The following is a 13,450-nucleotide window of genomic DNA, read 5'->3' as shown; positions in this document are numbered from 1 at the left end:
GTCTATGCAGTTTGAGTGAACTGAACGGTTTAATTAAAAACGAGAGCTGTTATGAAGACCGAGTCGTTACCACAAACACTGGATAGTACTAATGATAGACTTTTGTTTACAGCAACCTTGCAGCTTGTTGTTGGCCAAGCTTCCGACAAAGGGCGGAAATCGCAAAATGAAGATGCGATTGGTATTCGCATTCCTGCTGGGGTATCGCTTATATCGAAAGGGGCTGTCAGTGTAATCAGTGATGGCGTTAGTACTGCTGAGGGCGGGGCGCGTGCCTCAGCCATTAGTGTGAGTAATTTTTTAGCCGATTATTATTCCACACCAGAGACCTGGAGCGTACAAACATCCAGTACTAAAGTATTAACTGCATTAAATCGTTGGTTGTATGGACTCGGGCAAGATTATCGGGATGCCAGACGCGGCTTTGTGTGTACCTTTAGTGCGCTGGTGTTTAAGTCTTGTTCGGTGCATATGCTGCATGTGGGTGATTCACGGATTTATCGTTTTCGTGATGGTGAGTTACTGCAATTAAGCCATGATCATAGCACCAGTATTAACTCATCAAGCCAATACCTTACCCGAGCATTGGGTATGGACGTTAAATTAGATGTTGATTACAAAACCTTGTCGGTCGACGTTGGTGATTTGTATTTACTCACTACCGATGGGGTTCATGATCTATTAACCGAGTTCGAGATACATAAAAAATTAACTACTTTTAGTCAACAACACCAACAATTAACGGATGATACATGTGAACATTTTTGCCAAACATTAATTAGAACAGCTTTTGATTTAGGCAGTAAAGACAATCTAAGCGCACAACTATTATATGTCAGTCAATTACCCAAACAAGCCATTGACGAGGTGTACCATAGTTTGTCGCAGCGACCATTTCCACCCCCCTTAAGCGTTGGTATGAAACTTGATGGTTATCAGGTAACCCACATCATTCATCAATCACAGCGTAGCCAAGTCTATCGGGTCGTTAATCAACAAGATCAAGTTTTTTGCATGAAAACCCCCTCGGTTAATTACATAGACGATGCCGCCTATATAGAGCGGTTCATGTTAGAAAGCTGGACGGGGCAACGGATTAGTAGTGCCCATGTGGTCAAGGTGGTCGAGCAACATAAAACCAAATCTGCTTTGTACTATTTAACCGAATTCTTATCAGGAACAAGCTTAGCAGAGTGGTTAACTCAGCATAAAAAAGCCCCGGTAGAAGAGGTGTTATTACTGCTCAAACAAATCGAATTAGGGATTAGAGCATTTCATCGGCGTGAAACCCTGCATCAAGATTTAAAGCCCGACAATATTTTTATTACTCGCGATGGGGTGGTCAAAATTATTGATTTTGGTTCTTGTTATATTAAAGGTATTGCTGAAATTAGCAGCCCGTTAACCCGAGACACTATTTTGGGCACGGCAGATTATACGGCTCCAGAAGTGGTACTTGGCTATCAAGCCGATGGTCGCGCTGATTTATTTTCACTTGCAGTGATCGCCTTCGAAATGTTGGCCGGGCAGTTACCTTTTAAAGGAAAATTAGAAAAGTGTCGTAATCGACAAGACTTCTTACGTTTAGACTATGTTAGCGTGCACCAGTTAAACCCCATGGTGCCTGAGTGGATCGATATAGCCTTAAAAAAAGCACTTAATGTTGAGCCTAATTTACGTCAGGCGGATACTTGTGAGCTTGTTCATCAATTAACCACTGCAAGTCATCGTCGTCATGCCAAGTATTTTGTGCCGTTAATTAACCGCAACCCTGTCCGTTTTTGGCAAGTGATTTCAATCGGATTGTTTTTATGCTTAGTTGTGTGTTTATTTAATTAACCATATGGAAAAATAAAATTTAATTATTACATGGATTAATAACAATTATCGATTGGTAATATTTCTATTTTCAATTCTCACAAAGACTCCCCCTCATTTAGAATAATCAAAACTAGCGCCTGCATAAGCGCTTTAAGTTGTTGTTATTTATATTATATATTTCAACTCGTAGTAAAAAGGTAGGGGGGGGGGAAATCATTTAGTCTTAAGGTCTATTCCGGTTTAATACTGTGGGCTGATTCACGTTTAATTATAAGACGCCATAATATTGACACTATCAATGGCACAGTGATGATTGATAACTAACTGAATATATTTTTAGATTGCTATTTTCATCACACAAGGGGCAGGAGCATGACCTTGAAAAAGCGTAAAAATAATTATCGCTTAACGGCAAAAGCAGGGATTTTATCTTTTGTTATGTGCATATCTTCATTTTCTTGCCTTAGCCAGGATATAAGTGATGTTGATGAGTTAGCAAGCATAGGTAATCAAGCCAATGTTAATCAAGTTGGCGACGATCTATTCGTTAATCTAAATCAATTTGATAGTAATAATCAGTTTATTTCAACTCAATCAGGCTTTAATAATCAAATTCTCGCGACACAGCAAGGTACAAATAATTATGCAATTGCTAACCAGTCAGGAAATGATATTGAAGCCAATATTCTTCAATCTGGTTTTAATAATGTCGTATTACTTAACCAGCTTGGCTCAAGTTTAATGGTTGATGTTGGTCAAATAGGAACGAACAATATAGCGGTTGTTAACCAAACCGGTAGTGAAAATGCGATTTGGATCCAGCAGTACGGCTCCGGAAATGCTGTAGGTGTAACCCAATGGGGAGTATCACAACATGTTGTGGTGACCCAGGGAAACTTATCTAACTAAGAGTAAAGGGAAATACGAAGATGAAACATTCTAAATTAGCGTTATTAGTCTCAGCAGCGTTGTTGGCTTCAGCTGGAGCTCATGCAAGTGATGAAAATATTACAAATGTCAATCAAAGCGGTGATGAAAATATTGTTGTTGTGACTCAGCAAGTAGCAAGTATGCAAAATGAAGCAACTGTTGGCCAAACGGGTGACAGAAATGAAGCTACTGTTATTCAATCTGATACTTCATTAACGAAAGCATTTATTACACAACTTGGTGATGATAATAAAGGTACTATTTTACAGCACGATGCAACTGAATCTGCTACTGCTACAATTAATTCTACCGGTGATGAAAACCAAGCGACGATTGAACAACAGTTTAATAATGGTGCTAATGCTGCTGCTGTAGTAATGCAAAATGGTAGTTTAAACGTAGCTGATATTTTGCAAGATAATGGTGATGCAGCTAATTCTACTATTAATCAAAATGGTGATGGTGATACAGCAACTATTCGTAATCATTGGTCAGATTTTGCTGATGCAACCATTACTCAAAATATGGGTGGTGCTAATAACGCATATATTAATCAAGAGTCATCAGATGCAGCTTCAGCAACGATGATTCAAACCGGTGCGGGTAACGATGGTGATATCGAACAGAATACCCAAAACTATGGTTATAGCGCAGGCGCTGATGATACCGTTGCTACATTAACCCAAGTTGGTGATGGAAACCGTGGTGATATATACCAGTCAGGTGCATCTAGTGATGCCGATGTAAACCAGCAAGGTAGCTTTAACCAAGCTGATGTACTTCAAACTGGCGATGATAACATGGCTGATGTTGATCAAATGGGCGGTAGCGATACAGCCTATGTAGATCAAAGTGGCCAAGACGGTATGGCAACTGTTATGCAAAGTGGTAATACTTTCAATAGTGCGACAATCATGCAAGGTGGAGTTTCGAACGAGGCTACTGTAAACCAAAATGGCACAAGCAATGTGTCATTGGTTACTCAATCTGATTTCGACAACATAGCTAATGTTGACCAAACTAGTGTGGGTAATAATTCTACTGTTACTCAAAGTGGTTCTGCTGCCGGAATGGGCAATTTGGCGACTGTAATGCAAGACGGTAATGGTGATTCTGCTTCGGTTGTACAAACCGGTAGTTCAAACATTGCAGCTGTTGAGCAAGATTTTAATAGCCATGATAACGATGTATTTGTTTATCAAACGGGTAATGATAACTATGCTGGAGCGTCAACAGAACAAGGTGGTGATAGTACTGTGACGATTAATCAAGCAGGTAATGGTAATTATGTCGGTAATTTATCGGGTGCATCAAATTATTATGGTGCAAATGTTGGTGCTGGAACATTTGGGGCAGAAAACGTAATTACCATTGATCAAATTGGTGATAACAACAACGCTTATGCAGATTCATCTGACTTTTCATCAACAGTTGACATTGACCAAAATGGTACTGAAAACACAGCCATTGCAGAATCTTGGTTAGGTAGTGACAATGATATTATGATTTCTCAAACAGGTACATTAAACAATGCAGATGTATTTGTTAATGGTGCAGGTAGCAACATGGTATCAATTACTCAAACCGATGCGAGTAATACAGCTAATGTGACTTCTATCGGCTATGGTAATTCCGTAACTGTTGTTCAAGGCATGTAGTACAAAAGTATAACAAAGGGTGCGCAAGCACCCTTTTGACTAATTGTTATACGGTTATCCACTTGTTAAACTTATTAACATTGATACGGACTTAGTATCAATACCGCAATTTATTCATACCACATGGAGTGTCAGGAATGTTTAAAGTCGAAAATTGGATGATCGTATCACGTTCACAGCTGTTCATTGATTTATTGGATTCACGTTGGCCACAAGAGTTTTTGGTTAAATTAACCAAGGCTCAGCCTGGTAATATGTCTAAGTTACTTTCCACTCAAACCAACTCGGTTGTTATCTTCGATTTAGCAACCATCGATCTTCAACAAGCTTATCAACTACAACGTGTTATTGAGCGTGAATACAGCGGTGTTAGAACTGTATTTTTAAATTTCCCCAAACAAGTCGACGCTAAATTTTTAATTCATCCGTCAACTACAACAGGTGTTTTTTATACAAATGCGAGTTTAGCTGATGTTAGTAGTGGTTTAAATGAAATACTCAAAGGCCGCAGCGTAATACCTCAAGATCTCTATCAATTATTAATGAATATTAATCATAATGATGACAGTGAACAACTGACTATTCGTGAACGCGAGGTACTACAAACGCTGTTGTCTGGTAGTACTAATCTCGATATTGCGAATCAACTTTTTGTCAGCGAATCTACTATTAAAACCCATCTATATCGTGCATTCCGTAAAATTGGGGTTTCTAGTCGAGGTCAAGCAATTGCTTGGGCACAAACTCACATGCATGAGGTAAGGGTGTGAAATATCCGTTAGTGATGCTGATTTGCTTAATTGCTAGTCAGGCTGCCTTTATGAGAGATACTGTCGCTGATGATCGTAAAGATGCAGATGTTAATGTTGCAGAATTTACTAAAGCTAAAATTGCCTCCACCACTGACGAAGTCATTCCTGAATCAACAGCCTCAAAAGCTCAAGAGAGCTCATTATCTTCAAATGAGCCGATTGTGAGTGTCAATGATGCAAAACCAAAGCGTGAAGCTGATTTAATTGATGGATTAATTTTAAATCGAGCAATGACAAGATTTGGCCATCGTTTTTATCGCGAATTTGTCAGTGCTTATCGTGATATCAATGGTATGAGCAACCACTCAGGGCTTACTGTTGTTGAACAAGCCACAGCAAGAAATGGTAGTAAAATATTAGTGTTACATAATCGTAAGCCGATTTTTGTGACATTTTTATCTCCAGCATCGCGAAATATTGATGCACAAGCAAACATGGCAGCAAAACGTGTCAACGCTTCCCTGTTGCAATATCAACAACAGGCAAGGTGGGCTGCGCTTTCAGATCCCGATCTTGCTCCTGATGAGTTTTAGCAGGAAAATTATATGAAAAAATTATTATTAATTTTACCGATAGCACTATTTAGTTTATCAATTGCAGCGACGGAATTAGTTTACTCCCCGGTTAATCCAGCATTTGGAGGCAGTTATCTTAACGGTAGTTATTTATTAGCTAATGCATCGGCGCAAAATGAACACCAAGGAGGTTCTTCTTACACGCCTCCGACGGCATTGGATAGGCTTGCTAGTTCATTACAGTCACGCTTAATGAGTCAGCTGTTTAATGATGCCGCAAACGGTGGCGAGGGATATTTAAAAACTGATGATTTTGAGATAAATGTAGTTAATGAGGATGGATCTTTACTGGTTCACATCACTGATTTATTAACCGGCGAAACGACCATTATTGAAGTTGGTGGTATTGTCGGCACATCGACAGGGGGCTAATCATGAAAAGACGACTGCTTAGCTTATTTGTGCTATCTCTGACTGCCTGTTCATCTATTCAAACTGAATTAGATGGCATTGAAGCTACAACGAGTTTAATGCCAAAGGGCGATACTTATTATGATTTAGTCAGTTTGCCTTCACCTCAAGGAAGTATGGTGGCTGCAGTTTATGATTTTCGTGATCAAACGGGTCAATACAAGCCAATACCCTCGAGTAACTTTTCAACCGCAGTACCTCAGTCTGGAACGGCTTTTTTAGCACAGGCACTAAACGATTCTGCCTGGTTTGTTCCTGTTGAGCGCGAAGGATTACAGAATTTACTGACAGAACGCAAGATTGTTCGTGCAGGGCTGAATGGTGATGCAAGCAAACTCCCACAATTAAATAGTGCCCAAATCTTAATGGAAGGTGGTATTGTTGCTTACGACACTAATATTAAAACTGGTGGTGCAGGTGCTAGGTACCTAGGGATTGGTGTATCGGGTCAATATCGTGTCGATAGTGTTACTGTCAATTTACGTGCGGTTGATATCCGTACAGGACGATTGTTGAGTAGTGTAACAACCACTAAATCCGTTATTTCAAAAGAAATTACCGCGGGTGTATTTAAATTTATTGATGCGCAGGAGTTATTAGAATCAGAAGCGGGTTATACCTCAAACGAACCGGTGAGCTTGTGCATTGCAGCTGCGATAGAAAGTGCAGTCGTGCATATGATTGCTGATGGTATCTGGAAGCGAGCGTGGAATTTACTGGATCCTGTATCAGGTGTAAAAAATCCAACGTTACAAAAATACTGGTTAGAAGCGCATACTGAAAAACAAGTGTTAGAACGCATTAAACAAAGCTAATCATATTAATACCGTTATAGTGACTGGACTGTCGATAAAAAGGATATCAAATTGATATCCTTTTTAGTTCCAATATTTGAACCGAATTAAGATGATGTATCCGCTTACACCCTCGCTTACTTTTACAGCTAACTAATCATGTATTTCTAACCAAGCCACAAAGATGTTTTAGTCACATCGTTAATACTAAGCGATATTGTGTCTAAAGCCGCTTCTCTAATTGTTAATGTTCCTCGCATCAATTCATCTCGTCTAAACCAATGTAAACTGATTTGTTCACCTATTGGCAAACTCTGTAATTGCTGCTCAAATTGTGCGGTAACTAGTAAATTATCTGCTGCAATTAATAAATCACCTGCGCTCAAACCTGCTTGATGGGCCGGACTGTGTTGGATGACGCTTAATATTTTTAAGCCTAATGACTCCGCTTTTGTTTTAGCACCAAAGCCAATGTTAAAGCCTTTAGTATCACCGCCACCTAAATCTGTATTACCTTCGCTGGCACGAAGTGTCATAGACACCCCAACTTGAGCCAGTAAGGCTTCAAGTGGAATATCATCACAGTTATGCAGATACGCAAATACATCATTACATGGGCGCTTTAGGATAGTTTCAACAATTCGTTGATGGCTGAGAGCATCGGTACCGATACTCGTTAAGCCGTATTGTTGCCAAAGTTGACGCATCACATCATCTAAACTATTTCGCCCCTGGGTTTCAATTCGTAGGGTTAAATCTAAAAACAACGCAAAAAGAGCCCCTTTAGTGTAATAACTGACAATGGCATTAGCGGCATTTTCATCTTGTTTATAAAACTTGGTCCACGCGTTAAAGCTTGATTGCGTTAACGTTTGTTTAAAGCGACCTTGACCTCGGTATACTCGGGTCATGATTTGGCTAAGTAAGGTTAGATAACCCGCTTGATCAATGCATTGAGATTTAAAGGTAATTAAATCATCGTAGTAAGATGTAATGCCCTCATAAGCCCATAATTGCTCAGTGTAAGACTCTTGTGATAAATCAAATGGGGTAAATTCAGCCGGCTTAATCCGTTTTACATTCCATGAGTGAAAGTATTCATGGCTGCAAAGTGACAAATAAGTACGGTAACCTTTGTCTACAGAGGTATCTAATGAATGCGGTAAATCATTGCGTGAACACATTAACGCCGTTGATGCTTTATGCTCTAAGCCACCAAAACCATTGTCAAGTACTGTGGTCATAAACACATAACGCTTAAACGGTGCAGGTGTGTTAAATAAATTAATTTGGTATTCGCATATTGCTTTAAGATCTTTGGATAAGCGGGCCATATTGGCTCGGTGTTTGCCACTGAGTACAATATCGTGAGGTACGTTGCCTGCATAGAATGTTTCTATAGTTAGCTCACCCATTTCAACGGGATGATCAATTAAATCATCGTAGTTGTCAGCATTAAAATCACCAAAGCCGAATTGCTCGCCGGTAGTTCGGGTCATGCTGGTGGCTAAGGTCCAATGGGCTAATTCTGCAAGTGCAGGTTTTGCTATTGTGACTTGGTGCGATTGCGATTCAAGTCCTTTAGCGGCTAAAAACACACTGCTACCATTAAAAAAGCCATGGTTAGTGTCAAGGTGTGCAGTGCGAACAGACAAATCCCATGCATAAATTTGGTAGCACAAACTAATGTGACTACCTTGGTTATTCAATTGCCACGTTTGCTTATCTAATTGAATAACAGAAAGCGATTGTTGATTTTCTTTGGCATCAATTTCAATGATGTTTTTAGCAAAATCGCGGATCATGTAACTGCCAGGTAACCATGCTGGTAATGAGAAAATCTGAGATGGATTGGCGTTTTTTAGCGTAAAGGTAACTTCAAACAAATGAGCTTTTGGGTCGACCGCATGAATATGATAATGCATAAAGAATTCCGAATGAGTGGCAAGTCGCAATCAAAACGATTGAGCTATAATGACCAATGCTGCCAAAATTGACTCACTTAAGCAAACGAATCCCATTTTGAGTAAAAGATTACCTATAATGAGCGTTTTTACTGGAGTGATAGATCAAAGACTTGATAGTATTATCAATAGCAACAATGCAGTTATCTAATGAGGGTACCCAAATGGCTGAAGAAACCATATTTAGCAAAATTATTCGTCGTGAAATTCCTGCGGATATTTTATATCAAGATGAGTTAGTCACTGCATTTAGGGATATTGCACCGCAAGCTCCTACCCATATTCTTATTATTCCGAATCACTTAATCGCGACGGCTAATGATGTTAAAGCGTCTGATGAAAAAGCATTAGGGCGGATGATGACCGTAGCAGCAAAACTGGCTGATGAAGCCGGTATTGCACAAGATGGTTATCGATTGATTATGAACTGCAACAAGCATGGTGGCCAAGAGGTGTACCATATCCATATGCACCTTTTGGGTGGCAAGCCATTAGGCCCAATGTTGAGTCATGGATAATGAAAATTAACAGTGATTTTTTCCCGTTAACCGAAGTCGCCTCTCGATTTGTTAATCAGTTAGCCCAATGCCGTCGTTTAGGGCTTACTGTTCAAGAGGCCAGCGAGCATCATGTGCTCATTGAACTGCCTTACAGCCAAGACATTATTGGTTATCCAGACACTGGGGTTATCCACGGTGGGGTAATTACCACTTTAATCGATACTGCTTGTGGCACTGCTGTGGTGTGTGCAATTCTAAAAAAATATCAATCATTAGAGTTGTCGCCAACCTTAGATTTACGAGTTGATTACATGAAACCTGCAGAGCCTCATAAATCGGTTTATGCCTTTGCAGAATGTTACCGTTTATCGTCAAACGTGGCTTTTACCCGTGCAATAGCTTACCAAGACAGCATTGATGAGCCGATTGCTCACGCTGTGGGATCGTTTATGCGCATTAGTCCTGAAATGGTTGGTGAAGAGTTTCGTCAAGCGTTAATGGGTAATTTACCGGGGGCGATAGCATGAATGAGCTAACCAATACGAATACCCAAACGGGTTTAGATGTTCAAGATGTGGTCAAACGAGCCATTGAGCTTAATGACTATAGTTATCTGCTTGAAAAAGTACCATACTCACAATTTATTGGTATGTCGGTGGCCCGTTTTGGCGACGAGATGGTATTCAGACTACCTGCTAAAGATGACAATATTGGTAATCCTATATTACCCGCCATCCACGGCGGAGTACTTGCTGGATTTATGGAAATGTCAGCCATTGTGCAGTTAATGGTGTTTATGCAAGCTAAAAAAGTGCCTAAAATTGTCGATTTCTCAATTGATTATTTACGCGCTGGTTTGCATCAAGATACTTTTGCTGAATGCAAAATTACACGCCAAGGTCGTCGCGTGGCAAACGTGAGCATGAACTGTTGGCAAACCAATCGTAAGCAGCTTATTGCTACAGCACGAGCACACTTTTTACTGGATTAGTAATGACACGGTGCTTCATTGGCCCACAGCTTCAATTTAATCAGTTTATTAAGGGAATATTGTATGAAAACAACATCATTATGGATTGTCGCTTCGGCACTATTACTGACGGCTTGTGCGCACAATACCGCAGGTATTGCGGTCGATTCTAGTGGCCAGGTTAGGGTGGATAATAGCTCGTTTGCTAGCGATGTTAACGTGACCGATATTTCATCACTTATGGTCGCTGATTTAATTAAAGCCTCGGCATTAATTCAAAGCCAATCACGTACTGATTTACGCATTCAATATAAATTCACTTGGTTCGATGCTAGCGGATTTACGCTAGAAGATGAAGCAAGCAGCTGGAAGTCTGTTAAGTTACATGGCAAGCAACAGTTGCAAGTTGGTGCAGTAGCTCCTAATCCGCAAGCAACACGATTTGAAGTTTATGTGCGACAAGCCTTTTCAAATTAGGTTGTACTATTATTAATTTCAAGAGTAATTGATTATGATTAATCGCAATATGAATACAGATGTGATTTAGCATGATGGTTAATTAATTGCATTGTTGAGTTATCAAATTGTGTCACTGCTCGTGTATTCATGTTGAAGTTAGTTTATAATCGTGGCCGCCAAGGGGTGTTCAGTAAAACCTGAACTGAGATGTCTGTACGACGAACCCTTAGAACCTGATCCGGCTTATACCGGCGTAGGAATGGGCCACACTATTTTTAGGTGCACCTCTTATTCGCTACTCTTGCCGGATCTCAAAATCATTATTTGAGGTCCTATGTTCACGAAAAACTCTATTAGATTACACCAAACGCCTATTGCCTTAGCGGTTATTGCAGCCTTAAGCTCACCTGTTGCTATGGCTAAAACCGCTGATGTTGAACGCGTAACACCTGAATATGAAAAAATGGAAGTCATTGTTGTTAATGCTGATTTTAGTAATATCAGCCTTGATAAAATGCCGTCTAGTGTGACCGTTATTGATGCACAACAATTAGAAGATGAAGGCGCACAACATTTTGAAGATGTGCTTAATTCGATTGCTAATTTTAACTGGTCTGGTGGTAGCTCTCGTCCTAAATACTTTCAAATTCGCGGCGTTGGTGAGCAAGAGCAATATCAAGGAGCACCTAACTCATCGGTTGGTTTTGTGGTTGATGATATCGACTTGTCTGGCCTAGGTATGGTGTCGAGCATGTATGACATGCAACAAGTTGAAGTATTGCGTGGCCCGCAAGGAACGCAATATGGTGCCAATGCATTAGCCGGATTAATATACTTAAAAAGTAACGACCCTACAGAATCATTTGAGCATGGCGCCAAAGTCAGCTTAGGTGACGACAATCTTCGAACTCTTTCTGGCTTCAGCTCTGGTCCGCTCAACGACTCAGGCAAATTACTCTATCGCATATCGTTAGAACAGCATAACCAAAACGGTTACCGTGATAACCTTTATCTTAATCGCGACGATACTAATGAGCGTGACGAGTTGACCGCACGAGCGAAATTACGTTGGTATGCAACGGACGATCTGCAAGTCGATTTAACCTTATTGCATGCAAACTTTGATAATGGCTACGATGTGTGGACATTAGACAACAATCGCAGTAATACGTTAACTGATCAACCAGGTGTAGATACACAAAAAACCTCCGGTGCTGGAATTAAGTTTATTTATTCTGGTATGCCAGCATTTGATTTCACCTCGCTTACCTCATTTGCACAAACTGATCATCATAATGGCTATGATGGTGATTGGGCTAATCCACAGTATTGGGCAAGTAAACAATGCACAGCTTATGATGCCACCGGTGCCGTTAATGGCACCGAACCTTGTGTTTACGATTATACTTGGGACAAAGAGGGCGATCGTAAAACCTTAACCCAAGAATTTCGTCTATCATCAAAAACAGCAGGGCGTATTTTTGCGGGCAGCACTGACTGGTTAGTGGGTGTATATGCGATGAATTTACAAGAAGATAATGACTTGTATTCAGAGTACAACACTTATCCCGATGAAGTGCTGCAGTCAAATTACGATGCCACCAATTATGCGGTATTTGGGCAGTTAGACAGCCATTTAGGCGATGATTATTTATTGTCTACAGGACTACGACTTGAACGTCGCGATAGCGATTACAGTGATAGTAATAAAGATGATTTTGCACCGTCAGAAGACATGTGGGGTGGCCATATTGCGTTATCAAAAGCGATTAATGATAATCAAAATATCTATGCTCGTATTGCCAGAGGTTACAAGGCGGGCGGGTTTAATATGACACTTCCTGCGGAGTTATCTAACAAAAAAGAGTTTGATACCGAGATTTTATATAACTATGAAATGGGCTTAAAATCAAGCTGGTTTGATGGTCAAGTAGATTCAACATTGGCGCTGTTTTATATGGATCGTCAAGATCAGCAAGTGGCAGCATCATTACAAGATCCCGATAGTCCACAGCGGTTTATTCTCTTTACTGAAAATGCGGGTAGCTCGAATAACTACGGTGCTGAACTCGATGCGAAATGGTATTTGACCGAAAATATTGAATTTTATGGTAGTTTTGGTTGGTTAGAAACTGAATATGGTCAATATCAATACAATGACAAATACGGTTCTACCATTGATTTATCTGGACGTGAACTGGCGCATTCCCCCAATGTTACTTACAGTGCTGGTATGACCTATGTTGCTGATTCTGGGTGGTTTGCTAACGTGAATGCCAGTGGTAAAAGTCAGTTTTATTATTCAGATAGTAACGAGTCAAAATCACAAGCCTACACCATTTATAATGCCCGTTTAGGTTACGAAACACCAACCTGGTCAGCTTATTTATGGGGCCGTAATATTTTTGATGAACAATACGGCGTGCGTGGCTTTTACTTTGGCAATGAGCCAGACCAAGATTGGGCAGACAAGCAATACATCCGTTATGGTGACCCACGCCAGTTAGGTGTGACGTTAGAAGTCCAATTTATGTAATTACCCAGACCGCTGTAACG

13 protein-coding genes and 1 riboswitch are annotated in these 13,450 nt (G+C 40.3%); of the genes, 12 read left to right on the top strand and 1 reads right to left on the bottom strand.

The window, feature by feature from the left end; genetic code table 11:
- The first annotated feature begins 51 nt into the window (after positions 1 to 51).
- The 7 genes from EGC82_RS13720 (at position 52) to EGC82_RS13690 (ending at position 7,022) form a co-directional block, all read left to right on the top strand.
- A complete protein-coding gene (locus EGC82_RS13720; protein WP_124731263.1) occupies positions 52 to 1,839 on the top strand; it encodes a bifunctional protein-serine/threonine kinase/phosphatase in 1,788 nt (595 codons plus the stop codon).
- A 354-nt stretch (positions 1,840 to 2,193) separates the two neighbouring features.
- Positions 2,194 to 2,730: a curlin gene (locus EGC82_RS13715; RefSeq protein ID WP_124731262.1), complete on the top strand. Its 537-nt coding sequence runs from the start codon at positions 2,194 to 2,196 to the stop codon at positions 2,728 to 2,730.
- A gap of 20 nt (positions 2,731 to 2,750) precedes the next feature.
- Complete coding sequence (locus EGC82_RS13710; protein WP_124731261.1) at positions 2,751 to 4,409, top strand: curlin; 1,659 nt, start codon at positions 2,751 to 2,753, stop codon at positions 4,407 to 4,409.
- Between the two features lie 137 nt (positions 4,410 to 4,546).
- Positions 4,547 to 5,179 carry a LuxR C-terminal-related transcriptional regulator gene (locus EGC82_RS13705; RefSeq protein ID WP_124731260.1) on the top strand — a complete coding sequence of 211 codons (633 nt, stop codon included), beginning with the start codon at positions 4,547 to 4,549 and terminating at the stop codon, positions 5,177 to 5,179.
- The gene (locus tag EGC82_RS13700) at positions 5,176 to 5,754 is read left to right on the top strand and encodes a curli production assembly/transport protein CsgE (RefSeq protein ID WP_244212468.1); all 579 of its coding nucleotides are present in this window, start codon (positions 5,176 to 5,178) and stop codon (positions 5,752 to 5,754) included. Before EGC82_RS13705 ends, EGC82_RS13700 begins: the two co-directional genes overlap by 4 nt.
- A gap of 12 nt (positions 5,755 to 5,766) precedes the next feature.
- Entirely contained in the window at positions 5,767 to 6,168 is a 402-nt protein-coding gene (locus tag EGC82_RS13695) for a curli assembly protein CsgF (protein ID WP_124731259.1), read from the top strand.
- Positions 6,169 to 6,170: 2 nt separating this feature from the next.
- Positions 6,171 to 7,022 carry a CsgG/HfaB family protein gene (locus tag EGC82_RS13690; RefSeq protein WP_124731258.1) on the top strand — a complete coding sequence of 284 codons (852 nt, stop codon included), beginning with the start codon at positions 6,171 to 6,173 and terminating at the stop codon, positions 7,020 to 7,022.
- Between the two features lie 146 nt (positions 7,023 to 7,168).
- Here the strand turns inward: EGC82_RS13690 and EGC82_RS13685 are convergent, their stop codons facing one another.
- Positions 7,169 to 8,926, bottom strand: coding sequence for a M61 family metallopeptidase (locus tag EGC82_RS13685; RefSeq protein WP_124731257.1), 1,758 nt, complete (start codon positions 8,924 to 8,926; stop codon positions 7,169 to 7,171).
- Positions 8,927 to 9,129: 203 nt separating this feature from the next.
- Here EGC82_RS13685 and hinT point away from each other — a divergent pair, with 203 nt between their 5' ends.
- The 5 genes from hinT to EGC82_RS13660 all read left to right on the top strand — a co-directional run bounded on the left by hinT (position 9,130) and on the right by EGC82_RS13660 (position 13,430).
- Positions 9,130 to 9,483 (top strand): purine nucleoside phosphoramidase, encoded by a 354-nt coding sequence (gene hinT / locus EGC82_RS13680; protein WP_124731256.1) that lies wholly within the window; start codon positions 9,130 to 9,132, stop codon positions 9,481 to 9,483.
- Positions 9,483 to 9,992 (top strand): PaaI family thioesterase, encoded by a 510-nt coding sequence (locus tag EGC82_RS13675; protein ID WP_124731255.1) that lies wholly within the window; start codon positions 9,483 to 9,485, stop codon positions 9,990 to 9,992. Before hinT ends, EGC82_RS13675 begins: the two co-directional genes overlap by 1 nt.
- Positions 9,989 to 10,456 carry a PaaI family thioesterase gene (locus tag EGC82_RS13670; RefSeq protein WP_124731254.1) on the top strand — a complete coding sequence of 156 codons (468 nt, stop codon included), beginning with the start codon at positions 9,989 to 9,991 and terminating at the stop codon, positions 10,454 to 10,456. The genes EGC82_RS13675 and EGC82_RS13670 overlap by 4 nt, the downstream gene beginning before the upstream one ends.
- A 63-nt stretch (positions 10,457 to 10,519) precedes the next feature.
- Positions 10,520 to 10,912 (top strand): YcfL family putative periplasmic lipoprotein, encoded by a 393-nt coding sequence (locus tag EGC82_RS13665; RefSeq protein ID WP_124731253.1) that lies wholly within the window; start codon positions 10,520 to 10,522, stop codon positions 10,910 to 10,912.
- A 151-nt stretch (positions 10,913 to 11,063) separates the two neighbouring features.
- A riboswitch (TPP riboswitch) is annotated at positions 11,064 to 11,171 on the top strand.
- A 57-nt stretch (positions 11,172 to 11,228) separates the two neighbouring features.
- Complete coding sequence (locus EGC82_RS13660; RefSeq protein ID WP_124731252.1) at positions 11,229 to 13,430, top strand: TonB-dependent receptor; 2,202 nt, start codon at positions 11,229 to 11,231, stop codon at positions 13,428 to 13,430.
- Positions 13,431 to 13,450: the final 20 nt, after the last annotated feature.

The sequence above is a fragment of the Shewanella livingstonensis genome (assembly GCF_003855395.1).
Classification (GTDB): domain Bacteria; phylum Pseudomonadota; class Gammaproteobacteria; order Enterobacterales; family Shewanellaceae; genus Shewanella; species Shewanella livingstonensis.
This window is presented reverse-complemented; position numbering and strand designations above follow the sequence as displayed.

What these genes read in the sequence shown, in the direction of transcription:
- EGC82_RS13705 (WP_124731260.1), top strand. Translation starts at nt 4,547, where the DNA reads ATGTTTAAAGTCGAAAATTGGATGATCGTATCACGTTCACAGCTGTTC.
- hinT (WP_124731256.1), top strand. Translation starts at nt 9,130, where the DNA reads ATGGCTGAAGAAACCATATTTAGCAAAATTATTCGTCGTGAAATTCCT.
- EGC82_RS13665 (WP_124731253.1), top strand. Translation starts at nt 10,520, where the DNA reads ATGAAAACAACATCATTATGGATTGTCGCTTCGGCACTATTACTGACG.
- EGC82_RS13720 (WP_124731263.1), top strand. Translation starts at nt 52, where the DNA reads ATGAAGACCGAGTCGTTACCACAAACACTGGATAGTACTAATGATAGA.
- EGC82_RS13710 (WP_124731261.1), top strand. Translation starts at nt 2,751, where the DNA reads ATGAAACATTCTAAATTAGCGTTATTAGTCTCAGCAGCGTTGTTGGCT.
- EGC82_RS13660 (WP_124731252.1), top strand. Translation starts at nt 11,229, where the DNA reads ATGTTCACGAAAAACTCTATTAGATTACACCAAACGCCTATTGCCTTA.
- EGC82_RS13715 (WP_124731262.1), top strand. Translation starts at nt 2,194, where the DNA reads ATGACCTTGAAAAAGCGTAAAAATAATTATCGCTTAACGGCAAAAGCA.
- EGC82_RS13685 (WP_124731257.1), bottom strand. Translation starts at nt 8,926, where the DNA reads ATGCATTATCATATTCATGCGGTCGACCCAAAAGCTCATTTGTTTGAA.
- EGC82_RS13695 (WP_124731259.1), top strand. Translation starts at nt 5,767, where the DNA reads ATGAAAAAATTATTATTAATTTTACCGATAGCACTATTTAGTTTATCA.
- EGC82_RS13690 (WP_124731258.1), top strand. Translation starts at nt 6,171, where the DNA reads ATGAAAAGACGACTGCTTAGCTTATTTGTGCTATCTCTGACTGCCTGT.
- EGC82_RS13675 (WP_124731255.1), top strand. Translation starts at nt 9,483, where the DNA reads ATGAAAATTAACAGTGATTTTTTCCCGTTAACCGAAGTCGCCTCTCGA.
- EGC82_RS13670 (WP_124731254.1), top strand. Translation starts at nt 9,989, where the DNA reads ATGAATGAGCTAACCAATACGAATACCCAAACGGGTTTAGATGTTCAA.